The following is an 18,645-nucleotide window of genomic DNA, read 5'->3' as shown; positions in this document are numbered from 1 at the left end:
CATTGTCGCAACATCGGCCGCGCACGATTTCCCGATTACCGCCAGCCGAGCGCCGGCGCGACATGCTTCAGGATGCTCTCGATCACATGCGCGTTGTAGGCGACGCCGAGCTGGTTCGGGACGGTGAGCAGCAGCGTGTCGGCCTCGGCGATCGCCTCGTCCTTGCGCAGCTGTTCGATCAGCTTGTCGGGCTCTGCGGCATAGGAGCGGCCGAAGATTGCCTGGGTCTGCGGGTCGATATAGCCGATCTGGTCCTGACTCTGGCCGCTTGCGCCGAAATAGGCGCGGTCCGTATCGTTCATCAGCGCGAAGATGCTGCGGCTGACGGAGACGCGCGGCTCGCGTGCGTGACCGGCTTCCTTCCAGGCCTCGCGATAGATGCGGATCTGCTCGGCCTGCTGGACATGGAAGGGCTTGCCGCTCTCATCTGTCTTCAGCGTCGAGCTCTGCAGGTTCATGCCGAGCTTGGCTGCCCAGACGGAGGTCGCATTCGAGCTCGATCCCCACCAGATGCGCTCGCGCAGACCTTCCGAATGCGGCTCGAGGCGCAGCTTGCCGGGCGGGTTCGGAAACATCGGCCGCGGATTGGGCTCGGCAAAGCCTTCGCCCCTGAGCACATCGAGGAAGACTTCGGTATGGCGGCGGCCCATATCGGCGTCGCTCTCGCCCTCGGCGGGCGCGTAGCCGAAATAGCGATAGCCATCGATCACCTGCTCCGGCGAACCGCGGCTGATGCCGAGCTGCAGGCGACCGCCGGCGATCAGATCGGCCGAACCGGCATCTTCCGCCATATAGAGCGGGTTCTCATAGCGCATGTCGATAACGGCCGTGCCGATCTCGATGCTCTTCGTCCTGGCGCCGACGGCTGCGAGCAGCGGGAAAGGCGAAGCCAGCTGGCGCGCGAAGTGATGGACACGGAAATAGGCGCCATCGGCGCCGAGCTCTTCAGCGGCAACGGCGAGATCGATCGACTGCAGCAGCGTATCGCCGGCCGAGCGGGTCTGCGATTGCGGAGAGGGCGACCAGTGGCCGAAGGAGAGAAAGCCAATCTTTTTCATGGTGTCACCAATTGCAATGTTTCGTTGCCGGCTTCTTCGCACGGGAGCGCCGCCCGGTATAGCCGCGGCGGATTGAACAGAGTGTCGCCACGGCACCGGAAAATGCGTGTTGCTTGCAGCGCAGTCCCGCTATGCGCCAAGCGGGACGCTCCCATGCGCCCAAAACAAAAACGCCGGCTCGCATGAACCGGCGTTTCGTATGGGATTTTATTCGGCTTTCGCCGGCCGTTTAGCGGCCGGAAGCAGCGCGTGCGACCGACTGGATCTCGCTGCGGCCGATGCCGAGGTCGCTGAGTTCGCGGTTCGACATGCGGCCGAGTTCAGCGACGGTCTGACGGTACTTGCGCCAGTTATTGAAAGAGCGTGCAATGTTCATCTTAGTCCCCTTCCTTGGGCTTTGCGAACCCTGCTGCCCCAATCGGCGCTCCGTTCGCTTCGATGAGATGTATATAATATGAGCCGCCTCCGATTTGCAGCGCAAAGACATCCAATCAGCAATGCGTAAATTGCATAGCTTGCCCATATGGCGGGCAACTAATGGACACTCGGCGTCTTCACCACGAGGGCGAAGTCCTCGGCAACGAGCTCGCTGATCGCGATCAGCACCTCTTCGGCGCTAAAGCCGGAGGCAATCGTCGAGCGGATCAAATCCTGGAGATCCGGCTCCACCACCTCGCGGCAGTCCTCGAGCCTCTCATCCGAGACATTCATGCTGAACAGTTCTTCCATCGCACAACCCTTTCATGTCCCGGCCGCCGGCGCATCTGCCGGCGGCCCCTGGATCGTTACCGTGCCGAAGCGCGGCGCTTCGTGGGCAACAGCCCTTCGCGCTGCAGCTTCTTCCTCGCCGCCTTGCGCACGCGGGCGACGGCCTGCGCCCGCTCGCGCACCCGCCGTTCGGACGGCTTCTCGTAGGCGCGGCGTTCCTTCATCTCGCGAAACAGGCCTTCCTTCTGCATCTTTTTCTTGAGGACGCGGATTGCCTGTTCCACATTGTTGTCTCTGACAATGACCTGCATGGTGTTCTCCTTATCGTTGGCGGTTGATGTCTCAGCCCAGCTGCCTGGCGATGATCGCCTTCAGCTCCCGGCGCGTCAGCAGGCAGGGATAGGGCTTCCAGTTCTTGTCGGGCCGCTTCACGGCCTCGTCGCGCTCGCGCGGCGCTGCCGCGGCAGGCGCAATCGCGGTATTCGTCTTGTTCAAATGTCATCCTTGGCCGCCTGAGGGCGGCATCCGGCACCAGCCGGCGCAAAACGCCAGGCGGCCGGCGCTAAGCGCCGGCGATGCCTTGGGTTAGTATGTGAGTGATGACGAAAAGATAGGGAGACGGGCGCCAGTTTGCAAGGCGCGCTCGATGAACCTCCGCCGCAGCCCGGGCCGCGACGGAGGTTTGGACCGGATGCGATCAGCCCTTGATGAAGGCGAGCAGGTCGGCGTTCAGAACGTCTGCATGGGTAGTCAGCATGCCGTGCGGATAGCCCTCGTAGACCTTCAGCGTACCGTTCTTCAGAAGCTTGATCGATTCATGCGCGGAAGCGCCGATCGGCACGATCTGGTCGTCGTCGCCATGCAGCACCAGCGTCGGTACCGAAATATTCTTCAGGTCTTCGGTCTGGTCGGTTTCCGAGAAAGCCTTGATGCCCTCGTAGTGAGCCTTGGCGCTGCCCATCATGCCCTGGCGCCACCAGTTGCGGATCACGCCTTCGGAGATCGCGGCACCCGAACGGTTATAGCCGTAGAACGGGCCGGTCGGGACATCGAGGAAGAACTGCGCGCGGTTATCGGCAAGTGCCTTGCGCAGGCCGTCGAAGACTTCGAGCGGCAGACCGCCCGGATTGGCCGGGGTCTTCAGCATCAGCGGCGGAACGGCGCTGACCAGCACGGCCTTGGCAACGCGGCCCTGCGGCTCGCCGAACTTGGCGACATAGCGCGCAACCTGCCCACCCCCGGTGGAATGGCCGATATGGACGGAGTTCTTGAGATCGAGATGCTCGACGACGGCAGAGGCGTCAGCGGCGTAATGATCCATGTCATGACCTTCGCTCACCTGCGAAGAGCGGCCATGGCCGCGGCGGTCATGGGCGATGACGCGGTAGCCGCGCTGCACGAAGAACAGCATCTGATTGTCCCAGTCATCGGCCGAAAGCGGCCAGCCGTGATGGAACATGATCGGCTGGGCGTCCTTCGGGCCCCAGTCCTTGTAGAAGATCTGCACGCCATCTTTGGTGGTGACGAAATGCTCGGTCATATTGGTCGTCCTCTTATCGTTTGGGGTTGAATTGTTTAAAGGGCAAGCCAAGCGGATAGGCGGGCTGACCGGAAAAAGACGGCTCGTGTCGCCGGGTCAGCGCGCGGCATCTTTAGTGATGGACCTCAGGAGATCAAGATGCCCACTGCAGCCATTGCTGGTACGGTCGCAGACCTGCACCATCCGGATTAGCCCATCTCGATTACTTGCCGTACAAGCGCCCCTCCTCTACCTTTCGCGTCACTGAATGTTCGTTGGGGGCGGCTTTCAGCCGAAGCTCACATGACCTACGATCTTATGGTCAACGGCAAGACATATGCCGTTGATGTCGATGGTGACATTCCGCTTTTATGGGTTCTGCGTGACACGATAGGCCTGACCGGCACGAAGTTCGGCTGCGGCATCGCCATGTGTGGCGCCTGCACCGTTCATGTGGATGGCGTGCCGATGCGCTCCTGCGTCATGCCGGTGGCGGAGGCTGCCAGCAAGCAGGTGACGACGATCGAGGCGATCGGCGGCACCGAGGCTGGCGCCCGGATCCAGAAAGCCTGGCTCGATATCGATGTCGTGCAATGCGGCTACTGTCAGTCCGGGCAGATCATGTCGGCAACGGCGCTGCTTGCCGCCAATCCGAAGCCGACCGATGACGATATAGACGCCGTCATGGCCGGCAATATCTGTCGATGCGGCACCTATCCGCGCATCCGCGCGGCGATCAAGCTGGCGGCGGAGGCGTGATGCGATGTCTCTCCTCGACAAGATCAATCCCGCTCTCTCGCGCCGCCATTTCCTGATCGGCGCCTCGCTGACGGCATCGGGCCTGCTGATCGGCGTCAGGCCTTCGCTCGCAGCCGACGCGCCGCCGTTGCCGCTGCAGCCGAACGCCTTCATCCGTATCCCGGCGGAAGGCAAGATCGCGCTGATCATGCCTTCGGTCGAGATGGGTCAGGGCATCTATACGGCGGTCGCCATGCTGCTCGCCGAAGAGCTCGAAGTGAGCCTCGACCAGACCGTTCTCGAGCATGCACCGGCGGATCCCGAGAAATACGCGAACCCGCTTCTCGGCGACCAGATCACCGGCGGCTCGCTGGCGGTCCGCGCGGTCTACGATCAGATGCGCAAGGCGGGTGCTACGGCCCGCATCATGCTGGTCAATGCCGCCGCCAGCGGCTGGGGTGTCGATCCGGAAAGCTGCGAAGCCAGAAATGGGCAAGTCCTGCACAAAGCGACCGGCCGCAGCGTCCCTTATGGCGACCTGATTGGCGATTCTGCCTTGCAACCGGTGCCGCAGGATGTGCCGCTCAAACCGGCCTCTAGCTTCACTGTCATCGGCAAGGCGGTACGCCGCCTCGACAGCCCGGAGAAGATCAACGGCACCGCGAAATTCGGCATCGACGCCAGGCCGGATGGCGTCTCCTATGCGGCAATCGCCATCTGTCCGCACTTCAACGGCAAGCTCAAGAGCGTAGACGATGCGCCGACACTTGCCGTCAAAGGCGTGAAGCAGGTGGTGCGCACCGAAGAGGCCGTCGCGGTGATCGCCGACAATACCGGCGCGGCGCGCAAGGGCCTTGCCGCCTTGTCGATTGAGTGGGATGCAGGGCCAAGCGCCAGCGTGTCTCTCGCCGATCTGGAACAGCGGATGGATGCCGCGATCTCCGGCGAAGCGCTTGCCCATATCAAGGAAGGCGATGTCGCCAAGGCGGAAGCCGAGCATGGTCCGGTGCACGAATTCATCTACCGGCTGCCGATCCTGACGCATACGGCGATGGAACCGATGAACTGCACGCTCGATGTCCGCAAGGATGGCTGCGAGGTCTGGGTCGGGACGCAAGTGATGGGGCGTACGCGACAGGCGGTAGCCGAGGTCACCGGCCTGCCGGTGGAGAAGGTCGTCGTTCACAATCATCTGCTCGGCGGCGGTTTCGGCCGCCGGCTGGATGTCGATGGCGTCATTCTTGCTGCCAAGATCGCCAAGCAGGTCGACGGCCCGGTGAAGGTCACATGGAGCCGGGAGGAAGATATCCGCCACGACTGCTACCGGTATCTCAATTACAGCAAGGTCACCGCCACGCTCGGGCCGGACGGCATGCCGGTCTCCTGGCGCCATCGCGTCATCGGTCCCTCCGTCATGGCCCGCTGGCTTCCGGCCTTCACCCGCGACGGGATCGACCTCGACCAGATGGGCGGCGCGGAAACGCCCTATGCCATTCCGAACAAATATACCGACTTCGCGCGCCACGAGGCACCGGATGGCATGCTGACCGGGAACTGGCGAGGCGTCGGCGCGACGCGCAACATCCCGCCGATCGAAGGCGGCATCGATGAACTCGCCCATATCGCCGGGATCGACCCGCTGGAATACCGCCGGCGCCTGCTCGGGCATAAGCCGCGCCTGCTTGCAGCGCTCAATCTAGCGGCCGAAAAGGCGGGCTGGACCAACGCACCACCCAAGGGAAAAGGCCGCGGCATCGCGCTCTCGGAAGATTTCGGCAGCTTCTCGGCGATGATCTCGGAAGTCAGCGTCGCCGACGACGGCGCGTTCAAGACCGAGCGCATCATCTGCGCCGTCGATTGCGGCCAGGTGATCAATCCGGATACCGTCGAAGCGCAGATCCAGAGCGGTATCGTCTATGGGCTGAGCGCGGCACTCTACGGCCGCATCACGGTTCTGAATGGTGCCGTCGTCGAGGGCAATTTCGACGACTCTCCCGTGCTGCGCATCCACGAGACGCCGAAGATCGAGGTGCATATCGTCCCGAGTTCGGAAACTCCGGGTGGCATCGGCGAAGTCGGCACGCCAGGGGTCGCGCCTTCGCTCTTCAACGCGATCTTTGCCGCCACCGGGAAACGGCTGCGCTCGCTGCCGATCGACCAGGGCGGATTGAGGAGGGTGTGAGATGAGACCGCTGACCACCTTGTCATTCGCCGCCCTCATCGCCTTCGGCACCACACTGGCCGGAACCGGCGCCATTAAAACCTACGCCGAGACGGCAACGAACGGGGCGCTGAAGACCGTCGCCGATTTCGAAACGATCCCCGACAAGGCCGCGCGATCCAAGGCGATCTTCGAGGAGGCGAGCCGGGTGATGACCCATCCGCGCTGTATCAACTGCCATCCGGCAACCCGCAGCCCGACGCAGGGCGAGGACATGCATCCGCATGTGCCGCTGATGATCGCCGCAAAGACCTCGCATGGCCCCGCAGGGCTTGCGTGCACCACCTGCCATGGCGCGGAGAACCGCCCGATCGTCGGAAGCAAGCTGAAATCGATCCCCGGCAATGCTCATTGGCAGCTAGCGCCCGCCAGCATGGCTTGGCAGGGCCTGACCGTCGGCCAGATCTGCGAGCAGGTGAAGGATACCAGCCGTAACGGCAACCGCTCGCATGCTGATCTGATCCGGCACATGGGCGAGGATCATCTCGTCGGCTGGGCCTGGCATCCGGGCGATGGCCGCACCGCCCCTCCGGGATCACAGGAAGCTTTTGCGGCGCTGATCGCCGCCTGGGTGGATACCGGCGCCGAGTGTCCGTCTTAGCTTAGGCTTCCGAGCGGAAATCCAGGCCGATATCGAGGATCGGGGCGCTGTGGGTGATCCAGCCGACGGAGATGAGATCGACGCCAGATGCGGCGATGGCGGCGGCCGTCTCCGGCGTTATGCGGCCGGAGGCTTCCGTGATCGCCCGCCCACCCACGATGCCGACGGCTTCGCGCAGCTGTTCCGGCCCCATATTGTCGAGGAGCACGGCATCGACGCCCTCCTCCATCACCTCGCGCAGCTGGCTGAGCGTATCGACCTCGATCTCGATCTTGACCATGTGACCCGCCGCCGCCTTGGCGCGGCGCAGCGCCTCGCGCGTGCCACCGGCGATAGCGATGTGGTTGTCCTTGATCAGGATCGCGTCGTGCAGGGCGAAACGATGGTTCATGCCGCCGCCGGCGCGGACGGCGTATTTCTCCAGTGCCCGAAGCCCCGGCGTGGTCTTGCGCGTGCAGGCGACCGACGCATTGGTTCCGGCAATCGCGCGCGCAATCGATGCGGTGACGGTGGCAATGCCCGAGAGATGGCTGAGAAAGTTGAGGGCGGTGCGCTCGCCGGTCAGCAGCGCCCGCGATGGGCCCTTGATCGTCGCGACCACCCCTCCGGCCTCGACGGCAGCGCCATCGCTGATATGCCTGGTCATGGTGATGGCGGGATCCACGAGCTGGAAGGCGAGTTCGGCCGCATCGAGACCGGCAATCACGCCGGGTTGCCGCGCGGCCATGACGACGGTCGAGCGATGATCGCCCGGGATGACGGCGGCCGAGGTGATATCTCCGGCAAGCCCGAGATCCTCGGCAAGCGCATTGCGCACGATCGGCTCGACGATGACGCGCGGCAGGGAAACAGGGGTCATGTCAGGCACTCCTTGCAAAATCCTGGGATGTGGCGGCGTGGGCGCTTTCCAGAACCTGCGCCAACGTCATCGTCCGCCGTCTGGCGGCCGGATGTTTGAGCGGGAAATCAGTCCGCGCATGCGCGCCGCGCGACTCGTTGCGCAGGCTTGCGAAGACCGCGATCGCCAGCGCGACGACGGCTGGATCCGAAGCCGGCCCCGCCTCTTCCGCCAGAGGCAGAAGGGCGGCGATCGCGCCATGCATCGCTCCGGCATTGCGGAGCACGCCGAGATGGCGCGAGACGATTGGGCGGACGAGCGCGGTGCTCGACGGTCCCGGCATGGCGGGGATCGGCGCGAGGGTGCTGCCGGGATCGGATCCCGCGATGCTGCGGGCCGCCCGCATGCCCATGACGGCGGCTTCGAGCAGCGAGTTACTTGCTAGGCGATTGGCGCCGTGCAGGCCGGTCGATGCCGCCTCGCCCGCGACCCACAGGCCCGGAACGCTGCTGCGGCCGTCGAGATCGGTGGCAACGCCGCCCATATGATAGTGCACCGCCGGGCGCACGGGGATCGGCTGCAGGCCGGGATCGACGCCCGCCTCCTGGCAGAGCTCGGCAATTACCGGGAAGCGGGAAGCAAAGCCGGTGCCGAGAGCGCGGCGGGCATCAAGGAAGACGCGGCCGCCGCGGGCGATCTCGGCGCTGATGGCTCGAGCGACGATATCGCGCGGCGCAAGCTCGGCGCCTGCGACATCGGCCATGAACCGCTCGCCCCGTTCGTTGATCAGCTCGGCGCCCTCGCCGCGCACGGCTTCGCTGACCAGCGCCAGCGGCCGGCGGCGGCTGTCGAGCGCGGTCGGATGAAACTGCACGAATTCCATATCGGCGAGCGCGGCGCCGGCGCGGGCCGCAAGCGCAATGCCCTGACCGAAATTGCCGGCCGGGTTGGTCGTCGCCTCATAGAGACCGCCAATGCCCCCAGTCGCCAGCAGCACCCGCGAAGTCGGCAACACGAAATCGCCGCCCGCACCGGCGCAAAGCAGGCCGCAGACCGCGCCATCCGCCATGATCAGCCGCCGCGCCTCGGCGCCCTCGATGACCTTGATCGCGGGATCGGCGAGCGCCGCAGCGGCAAGCGCCCGGATAATCGCCGCACCCGAGCCATCGCCTTCCGCATGAACGATACGGCGGCGCGAATGCGCTGCTTCCAGGCCGAGCGCCAGGGCGCCTGCTCCATCATGATCGAACCGGACACCGAAGCGTTGCAGCGCAGCGATCGTACCGGCCGCGTCGGCGACGATGCTTTCGGCCGCTCCGGCATCACAGAGGCCGTCGCCCGCGGCGAGCGTATCGGCAAGATGCAGGTCGACGTTGTCATCGGTACCCAGCGCCGCGGCGATGCCGCCCTGCGCCCAGGCGCTCGAAGTCTCGGCGCCAAGCGCGCTGCGGGTAACGACGACGGAGGGCGCGGGGGAGAGCGTCAGCGCCGCGATCAGGCCGGCAAGCCCGCTGCCGACAATGACCGGACGTCCAGCCAGGTGAGTGAGGATCTCGCTCATATCGCCAGCATCCTCTCAACGGCGAGACGGGCGGCAGCCGCCACGCTCTCGTCAACGGTGACTTCGTGGCGGTTTTCTTCCAGCGCCGTGCGGATGTTGGAGAGCGTGATCCGCTTCATATGCGGGCAGAGATTGCAGGGGCGGATGAACTCGACATCCGGGTGATGGACGGCGACGTTGTCGCTCATCGAGCATTCGGTGAGCAGCACGACGCGCGCCGGCTTCCTCGCGCCGACATAGTCCGACATGACAGCCGTCGACCCGGCGAAATCCGCTTCCGCGACGACATCCGGCGGGCATTCGGGATGGGCGAGAACGGTTACACCCGGATGGTTTTCCCGCAGCTGCCTGACGTCATCCGCCGAAAACAGCTCGTGGACCTCGCAATGGCCGTGCCAGGCGATGATCTCGACATTGGTCTCGCGCGCAACGTTGCGGGCCAGATACTCGTCCGGGATCATCAGCACCCTCGGCACGCCAAGAGATTCCACCACCTGCTTGGCATTGCCCGAGGTGCAGCAGATATCGGAAGCGGCCTTCACCGCCGCCGAAGTGTTCACATAGGTAATGACGGGGACGCCCGGATGCGCCTGGCGCAGAAGCGCGACATCCTCAGGCGTGATCGAGTCCGCCAGCGAACAGCCGGCGCCCATATCGGGGATCAGCACCGTCTTGGCGGGATTGAGGAGCTTCGCCGTCTCGGCCATGAAATGCACCCCGGCAAGCACGATCACGTCGGCATCGACATCGATCGCCTTGCGCGCCAGCGCCAAGCTGTCGCCGACGATATCGGCGACGCCGTGGAAGATTTCCGGCGTCTGGTAGTTATGCGCCAGGATGACGGCGTTGCGCTTGCGCTTCAGTTCGAGGATGGCGTCGACATCGTCTTCGAACGACATCCATTCGGCCTTGGGGATGACGCGGCTGACGCGATCATAGAGGGACGCAGCTGATACGGGGCGGTTCATGGCGGTCTCCTTTATGCTCAATTTGAGCATTTACGGAGCAAATAGATATTCTCACATTGAGCATATGTCAATTGCGGGAGAGAGGCAGTTTCGATCCGGAGAGGGCGCGCTCTTCGACCACGGTTTCGCGGAAGCGGAAGAGCTTGGCGGGCCGCCCGCCGGTCTCGCTGGTCACGCCGCCGGTTTCCTCGACCAGCTCCTGCTGTTCGATCAGACGGCGGAAATTCTGCTTGTGCAATCCGAGCCCCGCCAGCGCCTCGACGGCGCGCTGCAGCTGCAGCAGCGTGAAGCTCTCCGGCATCAGCTCGAAAACGACAGGGCGATATTTGATCTTGGCGCGCAGGCGGGCAACACCGGTCGCCAGGATGCGCCGGTGATCGGCAAACATCGGGCGACCGAAATTGTCGCCGCCACCGGCCTCGGCCACCAGTCTTGCTTCGTAGAGCATCTCATAGCGCTGCAGCGTCAGATCCTCGTTCCAGCCGCCACCATCGAGACCGAAGGTGAAGTCGGCGCGCTTGTGGCGCTCGCGACGCCTCGCCGGATCGGCATCGGCCCACAGCCGCAGCTTCTCGATGACCTCGCCCAGCACCTCGGGAGCGCCCTGACGATGATCCTCCCAGGGCAGGTACTCGTACCATCCATGCCAGGCAGGCCGCCCCGCGCCCGGCGCCTCCTGTTCGCGCACCAGACCGAGATAGCTGATCGAGATGGTCCGGCCGCCCAGGATGTCGTTGTTCCGGTCGCGGTCGGCGAATGTATAGAGCTGCTCGAGGTAGCCGATCGGATGGCCCGTCTGCTCCCGGATCCATTCGCGCAGCCCGCTCTGCAGCGTACGATGCCCGAGCTCGAAGGGGCCGGAGGGCAGCGCTTCGCCGGAGCGGACGGTCATGACGCGCGGCTCGTCACCGGTCACGGCCGTCACGACAGCCATGAGTTCGGCATGGGCAAGCCCGATCGTCACGTTGATTCCCCTCAGCTATCCGGCACTTCGATCCTTTTGGCACAGCCGCGCCACTTCGCCAACAGGCGCTGGAGGCGGCCGCGGCTTTGCGCTATGAGGCATCACACCAACCAGCCGGGTCCGCCGCCGCAGATGTTCGTCCTTAAAAACCAGATCAGCCTTGAGCAGACGGTCAAGAAGAGCCGGTTTCTGGCGATCGCCGTTCCTGTCGACAGCGAAGCGGCGGTAAAGACGGCACTCGCGGAGCACTCCGACCCTTCCGCCAATCACAATTGCTACGCCTGGCGCGTCGGCAACATCTATCGCTTCAGCGATGACGGCGAGCCCTCGGGCACCGCTGGAAAGCCGATCTTCCAGGCCATGGAAGGTCGCCAGCTCGACAAGACACTCGTCATCGTCACCCGCTGGTTCGGTGGCGTGCTGCTCGGCGCGGGCGGCCTGGTTCGCGCCTATGGCGGCACGGCGGCCGCCTGCCTGCGCGAGGCCGAGCTTGAGGAAACCGTCGCCTCCATCGGCGGGACCGTTCACCTGAGCTTTCAGGATCTGGAGATCGTCCGCGCCAAGCTGACATCGGCAGGCATGGCCCGCGTCATGGCCGAGCAGTTCGACCACGAAGGCTGCTGGCTGACGCTCGATATCATCGAGAAGCACGCCGAAGACGCCGCTCTGCTGATCACCAATATGACCCGCGGACGCTCCACACTGAAGCTCGACGGTAACGCCGCCGAGTAGCGGCGAGCGCGGCTCTGCCGCACCCTTATTTCCATCCCTCCTCCCTGGCTGCACTACCACGACCCATCCACAGGCCGCCGATTTGATCAACATTAAATTGTTGACAATTTACATTCTGCATGTGAAGTCTTGCCTCAAGAGGAGAGTTGAATGGTTCTGAGCGCTGTCGAGATCTTGCGGTCGCAGTCCCTGCCCATGGTGCTGGAGCAGGAGATCGAGCGCGTCATCCTGAGCGGTGAGTTCGGTCCCGGCGACCGGATCAACGAGAAGGAACTGGCGCTGCGCTTCGGCATCAGCCGCGGCCCGATCCGCGAGGCACTGCGCTCGATGGATTCTTCCGGCCTCGTCGAGCAGGTGCCGAACCGCGGTTTCTTCGTCCGCGAACTCAGCGCCGAGCAGGCCTGCGACGTCTATGAAGTCCGTGCCGCACTGTTCGGCCTTGCCGGAAAGCTGCTGGCCGAGCGCATCACCGACGAAGGCATCGGCCGGGTCAAGACCTTCATCGCCGACATGGACAAGGCGGTCGCGGCCGACGATTTCGAAGCCTATGTGAAGCTCAATTTCGCCTTCCACGAATTCATCGTCCGCAACGCCGGAAACCCGACGCTTGCCCAGCAATATCTCGGCCTTGTCAAGCAGCTGCGGCTCTACCGCGCCCGCAACCTGATGCTCGGCGATTCCTTGCATGCCTCGCATCTCGAACATCACGAGATGGCGACGGCGGTGATCGCCCGCGACCCGCAAAGGGCGCTGGCGGCTCATACCAGACATGTCGACTCCGCCCGGCTCCGGCTGATGGCGACGGTCGCGACACATAAGTAAAACAGGGAGACACCACGCGTGACCAGCATATCCGACATCACGGCTCAGGCCATCCGTTTCATCGAGCAGACGACCTATGCCGACCTGCCCGAGGAAGCCCTTGCCATCGGCCGCCGCTGCATGGTCGATACGGTTGGCCTCTATCTCGCAGGCAGCCAGGAATCCTCCGTCCGTATCCTGATCGAGGACGCGCTGGCCCAGGGCGGCCGCGGCGATGCTTCACTGCCGGGCGCGGGCACGAAGAAGGTTCCGGCCGCGATCGCCGGTCGCGTCTGGGGCACGTCGGGTCACGCGCATGACTGGGACGACACGCAGGTTTCGCATGATCCGGCCCATGTTTACGGCCTGCTGACCCATCCTTCCGTGCCGCCGCTGACGGCTGCGCTGATCGTTGCCAGCGAGCTTGGCAATGTCGACGGCCGCGACATCATGCTGGCCTTCCAGGTCGGCTTCGAGGTCGAGTGCAAGATTTCCGAATGGATGAAGCCGCGCCACTACCGCCGCGGCCACCACACGAGCGGCACCGTCGGCACCTTCGGCGCCGCTGCTGCTGCCGCCAAGCTGCTCGGTCTCAAGGGCGCGCAGCTCGCCCATACGCTCGGCCTCGCCGCCAGCTTCGCCGCCGGCATCCGCGTCAATTTCGGCACGATGACCAAGCCGCTGCATGTCGGCCGTGCCTGCGAAAACGGCATCACTGCCGCGCTTCTCGCCGCCCGCGGCTTCGAAGCCGATCCGGCGGCACTTGACGGCACCTGGGGCTTCTTCTCGGTCATGGGCGAAGGCTTCGACGAAGAAAAGGCCAAGCAGGGCTTTGCGTCGCCGCTGACGATCGTCAGCCCCGGCGTCAGCATCAAGCCCTATCCGTCGGGCATCCTCACCCATCAGTCGATGGACGCGATGCTGAAGCTGGTGCTCGATCACGACCTGAAGCCGGGAGAGATCGACCGCATCCGCTTCTTCGCCGGCAAGAACATCATCGAGCCGATCCGCTATCCGATCGCCAGGAACCATCTGCAGGCGAAGTTCTCGATGCCGGCGCTGCTCGCCATGATCGCGCTTTGCCGCCGCGCCAGCCATCATGAGTTCGAGGATGCCTTCGTCGCCGGAGAGGCGATGCAGGATCTGCAGGCGCGCACAGAAGTCATCAACGATCTTGAGATCGACGCGCAGGGCTACGACAAGATCCGCTCGCGCATCGAGGTCGCCACCAAGGACGGCCGCACTCTCGTGCAATGGGCAGACGAGCGCTATCGCGGCGGCCCGTCCAACCCGATCAACGATACCGATCTGGACGCCAAGTTCCTGATGTGCGCCGAGGGCGTCATCAGCGAGAGCAACCAGGCCGAACTGCTCCGCCTGGTCCGCGGCATCGACAAGGGCGCCGACATCAAGCGCCTGATGGCGCTGATCAGCGGTGACAGCGCAGCCGCCGGGGGCCTTGCTGCGGAATGATCTGATTTTTTGAGGCAACACCGCCCTGGGAGAGGCGGTGAACTAGTGGGAGAGAGAAATGAGCATGATCAAGATGATTGGAACAGCAGTTTCCGGGCTTGCCGCTCTGGCACTGCTGTCCGCAACGCCGGCTCTCGCAGAGCCGGCGGCCTATCCGGTCAAGGTCGTCACCCTGGTGACGCATTCGAGCCCGGGCGGCGGCAGCGACGTCTTCCTTCGCGAGATGTCGAAATATCTCGGCAAGTACATCAACGCCACCTTCGTCGTCGAAAACGTCCAGGGCGGCAGCGGCGCAAAGGCCATGGCGCGTGTCGCCGCGGCCCCTGCCGATGGCAGCGTCTTCTACGCGACGACGCCGACCTATATCTACACCTCGCTGATGAGCAAGCCGCAGTCGACCTACAAGGACATGCAGCCGCTCGTGAACTTCTTCCTCGACAGCGAAGTGATCTTCACCCGCGCCGACGGCCCCAACAAGTCGCTGAAGGATGTCATCGATCACGCCAAGAACGAGCGTGGCCGCTGGGGCGCTGCGAACCCGGCCTCGCTGGAACGCCAGGCTGCCGAACAGCTGAAGCGCGCCGCGGGCGTCACGCCGGCGATCGTCACCCATGAAGGCGGCGGCGACATGATGCTCAATGTGCTGAACGGCACGCTCGACATCGGCATCGGCGAAATCCAGGAACTGCGCTCGCAGCTCGACGCCGGCAAGATCGTGCTTCTCGCGACCTTCAATCCGGAGCGCATCGCCGACAAGCCTGATGTCCCGACAGTCAAGGAACTCGGCTACGACGTCTCGCTCGTGAAGTTCCGCGGCCTCGCGGGCCCGAAGGGCATTCCGGATGAGACTGCTGCGATCTGGGACGAAGCCGTCAAGAAGCTGCTCGAAGACCCGGATTACAAGAAGGCCTATTCCGAAGAAGTGCTCGTCGCCAAGCCGATCGGCCACAAGGAATATCCCGATTTCGTCAACACCTTCGCAACCACCACCGAAGACTTCCTGAAATCGACCGGCGCGATCAAGTAACCGGCCGCGACATGCCGGAACCGCGCGGCCCGCGGTTCCGGAGCCCCCTGCTTCTCCATGAGGATAATCTCATGAACAAAGATCTTCTCAGCGGCGTCGTGCTTCTGGCCGTCGCCGGCACCTATTACACCTGGACCACGCAGATCGCCGACAGCACGCTCTCCGACGAGATCGGTGCCGGCGGCCTGCCGAAGGTTCTGGCTGCCATCCTCGCCATTCTCGCCGTCTGCCTGATCGTCCGCACGCTGCTTTCGGCTCGCATGAAGCCGGCAACGGCCGCGGCTGCACCGGGCAATGCCGACGACGAAGAGGCGGATGAAAACGCCAAGCTTCCGCGCGCCATCGGTTTCCTGCTCTTCGGCGCCGCTTACGTCGCCCTGCTGCCCTTCGTCGGCTATCCGATTGCGACAGCCCTGCTGATCGCCGGCATCGCCCTTTACGAGGGATCGCCGCGCACCTGGGTCATCCCGGCGGCCGCGATCGGCGGCGGCATTCTCTATTGGGCCATCTTCGTGAAGCTACTCGGCGTCAACCAGCCGATGGGCTCGCTCTTCCAAGGACTATTCTGATGGCGACCTTCTGGGACATCATCCATCTCTTGACTGAAACGCCGATCTTCTTCGTCGCCATCGCCGGCCTCACCTGGGGCATTCTCGGCGGCGCCCTTCCCGGCATTTCCGCTTCGATCACCATGGCGCTCGTTCTGCCGTTCACCTACACGATGGACCCGGCACAGGCGATCGCGCTGCTGGCCTGCGTCTATATCGGCGCCGAATACGGCGGCTCGATCCCGGCGATCCTGATCCGCACCCCCGGCACCAATTCGTCCGCCGCGACCGTCATCGACGGCTACGAGATGAACCGCCAGGGTCGCGCCGGCGAAGCGCTCGGCATCTCGCTGATGTCCGGCGTCGTCGGCTCGCTGTTCGGCCTGGCAATGCTGGTTCTTCTGACCGAGCCGCTTTCGTGGCTGGCGCTCGCCTTCACGCCCGCATCCTATTTCGGCCTCGGCATCCTCGGCCTCAGCGTCATCGCCTCGATGAGCGGCGGCTCGCTGATCAAGGGACTGGCGGCCGCGACGATCGGCCTGATGCTTTCCACCGTCGGCACCGACCCGATCTCGGGCGTCACCCGCTTCACCTTCGATATCCCGGATCTTCTCGGCGGTATCGAGCCGGTTCTCGTCATGGTCGGCCTCTTCGCGCTGACCGAGCTGATGAGCCAGTCCGGTTCGGCAGGCATGAGCCGGCTCAATGCCAGCATCCGCATCAAGCTGCCGAGCCTGTCGATGATGAACAAGCTGAAGCGCTCGCAGTTCATCGGCTGCATCCTCGGCCTGTTCGAGGGCCTGACGCCCGGCGGCGGCGGCTCGATCGCAGCCTTCATGTCCTATAACGAAGCCCGCCGCTGGTCGAAGACCCCGCAGCTCTTCGGCAAGGGTTCCGAAGAAGGCGTCGCCGCTCCTGAAGCAGCCAACAACACCGTGGCAAGCACGGCGATGATCCCGCTGCTCAGCTTCGGCATTCCGAGCTCGAACTCCACGGCGGTTCTGCTCGGCGGCCTGCTGATGCACGGCCTGATCCCGGGACCGCGCCTGTTCGAACAGAGCGCCCAGGTCATCGACAGCATCTATGTCGGCTCGTTCATCGCCATCATCGCCCAGATCGGCATCGGCATCATCATCCTGCCCGCCTGCATCTGGCTGGTGAACCGTCCGCGGCAGTACCGCTCCGGCTTCATCTTCGCGCTGATCCTGTCCGGCATCTACACGCTGAACAACAGCCTCTTCGACCTCGGCATCGCCCTCGGGCTCGGCCTGGTGGGCTACCTGATGCGCCTGACGCGCTTCCCGGTTCTGCCGATGATCCTCGGCGTCGTCCTCGGCCACATGGTCGAATCCAGCTACCGGCGCTCGCTGGTTCTGTCCGGCGGCGACCTGATGATCTTCCTGCAGGATCCGATCGCGCTGGGCCTGCTGACGCTCGCCCTCATCTTTATCGTCTTCTCCCTCGCCCGCGAAGTTCGCGACGCGCGCAAGGCCAAGCTGAAGGAAGCTCATTCATGAATGTTGCCGTCTCGAAACCGGCACCGGTCGCAACCACGCTCGCGGCATTTGCCGCGAGTGCAGTGCCCCCGGCAGCAGCGCGCACCACCTGCCGCCAGCTGATCTTCGATATCGTCGCGCTCGCAGTCGCCGCCCGTGATACCGATTACGTCAAGGCGGCCCTCGGCAGCGCTGCGGATGAAGGCGATTGCACCGCCTTCGGCCATGCCCGAAAGCTCGGCCTCTACGATGCGGCCCTGGTCAACGGCACCGCCGCCCATGGCGAGGACTATGACGACACGTTCGAAGGCGGGCCGATCCACGCGGGTGCGGTCATCGTCTCGGCCGTGCTGGCGATCGCAGAACAGCGCAAGCTCGACGGCGAAGCGGTGATGCGCGGCATTGCCGTCGGCACCGAACTCATGTGCCGCATGAGCCTCGTGGCGCCGCAGGCGACCCACAAGGCAAGCTTCCATCCGACGGCGATCTTCGGCGCACCGGCAGCGGCAGCAGCCGTCGGCGCCGCGCTTGGACAGGATGCGGAAACCATTGCCCGGGCGCTCGGCATCTCCGGCAGCCTCGCATCCGGGATCATCGAATATCTCGCCGACGGCAGCTCGACGAAACGCCTTCATGCGGGTGCCGCCGCCCAGGCGGGTCTGCGCGCCGCACTGCTCGCCGAAGGCGGCTTTACCGGACCGCTCACCGTCTTCGACGGCACCAATGGCATGTACAAAGCCTTCGCTCCGTCGAAGACGCCCGATTTTGCGCCGCTCCTCGATGGTCTCGGCGAGAGCTGGGTGCTGGAGACGCTGGCCTTCAAGCCCTATGCCTGCGGAACGATGACCCAGCCCTTCATCGACTGCGCCATCAAGCTCGCCAAATCAGGCGTTGCCGCCGACGATATCGTCTCGATCACTTGCAATGTCGGCGAAGGCACCGTCCATCGCCTCTGGGAGCCGCTTGCCAAGAAACATCAGCCGCCGAACGGCTATGCCGGCAAGTTCTCGACGCCCTATTGCATCGCCGTCGGCTTCACGGATGGCCAGGCCGGGCTCGGGCAGTTCACCGACGAACGCGTCAAGGATCCCGCCCTGCGCGCGCTTGCCGCCAAGGTTTCCTACGAGATCGACCCCAACGATCCCTATCCGCGCGGCTATACCGGCCACGTCAAGGCCGTCCTGAAGGACGGCAGCATCCGCGAGTTCCGCCAGCCGCATATGCGCGGCGGCGCGCATGAGCCGTTGCCGGATGCCGAATTGCAGGCGAAGTTCGAGGCGAACCTCGCCTTCGGCGGCTTGACCGGCGAGCGGATCGATGCACTTCGTTCGGCACTCGGCCGCATCGCCGATGGCGGCGCTGTCGATCTGTCGGTAGCGCGGCTGTGAACGG

20 protein-coding genes are annotated in these 18,645 nt (G+C 64.5%); 10 read left to right on the top strand and 10 right to left on the bottom strand.

The features are described from left to right. Nucleotides 1-35: 35 nt before the first annotated feature. The 6 genes from ACODR6_RS06850 to ACODR6_RS06825 all read right to left on the bottom strand — a co-directional run bounded on the left by ACODR6_RS06850 (nucleotide 36) and on the right by ACODR6_RS06825 (nucleotide 3,306). A complete protein-coding gene (locus tag ACODR6_RS06850; protein WP_489021757.1) occupies nucleotides 36-1,058 on the bottom strand; it encodes an LLM class flavin-dependent oxidoreductase in 1,023 nt (340 codons plus the stop codon). A gap of 229 nt (nucleotides 1,059-1,287) precedes the next feature. After that, complete coding sequence (locus ACODR6_RS06845; RefSeq protein WP_112711237.1) at nucleotides 1,288-1,434, bottom strand: DUF1127 domain-containing protein; 147 nt, start codon at nucleotides 1,432-1,434, stop codon at nucleotides 1,288-1,290. 158 nt (nucleotides 1,435-1,592) lie between these two features. Continuing rightward, a complete protein-coding gene (locus tag ACODR6_RS06840; protein ID WP_112711238.1) occupies nucleotides 1,593-1,787 on the bottom strand; it encodes a hypothetical protein in 195 nt (64 codons plus the stop codon). Between the two features lie 56 nt (nucleotides 1,788-1,843). Continuing rightward, nucleotides 1,844-2,077 (bottom strand): 30S ribosomal protein S21, encoded by a 234-nt coding sequence (gene rpsU, locus ACODR6_RS06835; protein WP_112711239.1) that lies wholly within the window; start codon nucleotides 2,075-2,077, stop codon nucleotides 1,844-1,846. Between the two features lie 31 nt (nucleotides 2,078-2,108). Next, nucleotides 2,109-2,261: a hypothetical protein gene (locus ACODR6_RS06830; RefSeq protein ID WP_489021753.1), complete on the bottom strand. Its 153-nt coding sequence runs from the start codon at nucleotides 2,259-2,261 to the stop codon at nucleotides 2,109-2,111. Nucleotides 2,262-2,463: 202 nt separating this feature from the next. Continuing rightward, on the bottom strand, nucleotides 2,464-3,306 hold the full coding sequence (locus ACODR6_RS06825) for an alpha/beta fold hydrolase (protein WP_489021751.1): 843 nt from the start codon (nucleotides 3,304-3,306) through the stop codon (nucleotides 2,464-2,466). A 282-nt stretch (nucleotides 3,307-3,588) separates the two neighbouring features. On the opposite strand from ACODR6_RS06825, the gene ACODR6_RS06820 reads away from it, so the two are divergent. From ACODR6_RS06820 to ACODR6_RS06810, 3 genes are read left to right on the top strand one after another with little or no spacing between them, the layout of a single operon-like run. Next, entirely contained in the window at nucleotides 3,589-4,044 is a 456-nt protein-coding gene (locus ACODR6_RS06820; protein WP_489021749.1) for a (2Fe-2S)-binding protein, read from the top strand. A 4-nt stretch (nucleotides 4,045-4,048) separates the two neighbouring features. Beyond that, on the top strand, nucleotides 4,049-6,205 hold the full coding sequence (locus ACODR6_RS06815; RefSeq protein ID WP_489021747.1) for a xanthine dehydrogenase family protein molybdopterin-binding subunit: 2,157 nt from the start codon (nucleotides 4,049-4,051) through the stop codon (nucleotides 6,203-6,205). A gap of 1 nt (nucleotide 6,206) precedes the next feature. Next, entirely contained in the window at nucleotides 6,207-6,845 is a 639-nt protein-coding gene (locus ACODR6_RS06810; protein ID WP_489021745.1) for an Isoquinoline 1-oxidoreductase subunit, read from the top strand. Between the two features lies 1 nt (nucleotide 6,846). Here the strand turns inward: ACODR6_RS06810 and nadC are convergent, their stop codons facing one another. From nadC to ACODR6_RS06790, 4 genes are all read right to left on the bottom strand, one after another. Further along, the gene (gene nadC, locus ACODR6_RS06805; protein WP_489021743.1) at nucleotides 6,847-7,704 is read right to left on the bottom strand and encodes a carboxylating nicotinate-nucleotide diphosphorylase; all 858 of its coding nucleotides are present in this window, start codon (nucleotides 7,702-7,704) and stop codon (nucleotides 6,847-6,849) included. 1 nt (nucleotide 7,705) lies between these two features. Next, a complete protein-coding gene (locus ACODR6_RS06800) occupies nucleotides 7,706-9,244 on the bottom strand; it encodes an L-aspartate oxidase (protein WP_489021741.1) in 1,539 nt (512 codons plus the stop codon). Further along, nucleotides 9,241-10,212: a quinolinate synthase NadA gene (nadA, locus tag ACODR6_RS06795; protein WP_489021739.1), complete on the bottom strand. Its 972-nt coding sequence runs from the start codon at nucleotides 10,210-10,212 to the stop codon at nucleotides 9,241-9,243. The genes ACODR6_RS06800 and nadA overlap by 4 nt, the downstream gene beginning before the upstream one ends. A gap of 67 nt (nucleotides 10,213-10,279) precedes the next feature. After that, nucleotides 10,280-11,176, bottom strand: a complete 897-nt coding sequence (locus tag ACODR6_RS06790) for an NUDIX hydrolase (RefSeq protein ID WP_489021737.1) — start codon at nucleotides 11,174-11,176, stop codon at nucleotides 10,280-10,282. A gap of 93 nt (nucleotides 11,177-11,269) precedes the next feature. Between ACODR6_RS06790 and ACODR6_RS06785 the strand changes: the two genes are divergently transcribed. From ACODR6_RS06785 to ACODR6_RS06755, 7 genes are all read left to right on the top strand, one after another. Further along, entirely contained in the window at nucleotides 11,270-11,908 is a 639-nt protein-coding gene (locus ACODR6_RS06785) for an IMPACT family protein (RefSeq protein ID WP_489021735.1), read from the top strand. Between the two features lie 150 nt (nucleotides 11,909-12,058). Further along, nucleotides 12,059-12,730: an FCD domain-containing protein gene (locus ACODR6_RS06780; RefSeq protein ID WP_449098305.1), complete on the top strand. Its 672-nt coding sequence runs from the start codon at nucleotides 12,059-12,061 to the stop codon at nucleotides 12,728-12,730. A gap of 18 nt (nucleotides 12,731-12,748) precedes the next feature. Next, nucleotides 12,749-14,182 (top strand): MmgE/PrpD family protein, encoded by a 1,434-nt coding sequence (locus ACODR6_RS06775; RefSeq protein WP_489021733.1) that lies wholly within the window; start codon nucleotides 12,749-12,751, stop codon nucleotides 14,180-14,182. A 58-nt stretch (nucleotides 14,183-14,240) separates the two neighbouring features. Next, nucleotides 14,241-15,209, top strand: a complete 969-nt coding sequence (locus tag ACODR6_RS06770; RefSeq protein WP_489021731.1) for a tripartite tricarboxylate transporter substrate binding protein — start codon at nucleotides 14,241-14,243, stop codon at nucleotides 15,207-15,209. Between the two features lie 71 nt (nucleotides 15,210-15,280). Then, nucleotides 15,281-15,778 carry a tripartite tricarboxylate transporter TctB family protein gene (locus ACODR6_RS06765; protein WP_203430531.1) on the top strand — a complete coding sequence of 166 codons (498 nt, stop codon included), beginning with the start codon at nucleotides 15,281-15,283 and terminating at the stop codon, nucleotides 15,776-15,778. Next, nucleotides 15,778-17,274 (top strand): tripartite tricarboxylate transporter permease, encoded by a 1,497-nt coding sequence (locus ACODR6_RS06760; protein WP_203430530.1) that lies wholly within the window; start codon nucleotides 15,778-15,780, stop codon nucleotides 17,272-17,274. Before ACODR6_RS06765 ends, ACODR6_RS06760 begins: the two co-directional genes overlap by 1 nt. After that, nucleotides 17,271-18,641: an MmgE/PrpD family protein gene (locus ACODR6_RS06755; RefSeq protein ID WP_489021728.1), complete on the top strand. Its 1,371-nt coding sequence runs from the start codon at nucleotides 17,271-17,273 to the stop codon at nucleotides 18,639-18,641. Before ACODR6_RS06760 ends, ACODR6_RS06755 begins: the two co-directional genes overlap by 4 nt. Nucleotides 18,642-18,645 lie beyond the last annotated feature (4 nt).

Source organism: Rhizobium sp. FG96 (genome assembly GCF_057808655.1).
This window is presented reverse-complemented; position numbering and strand designations above follow the sequence as displayed.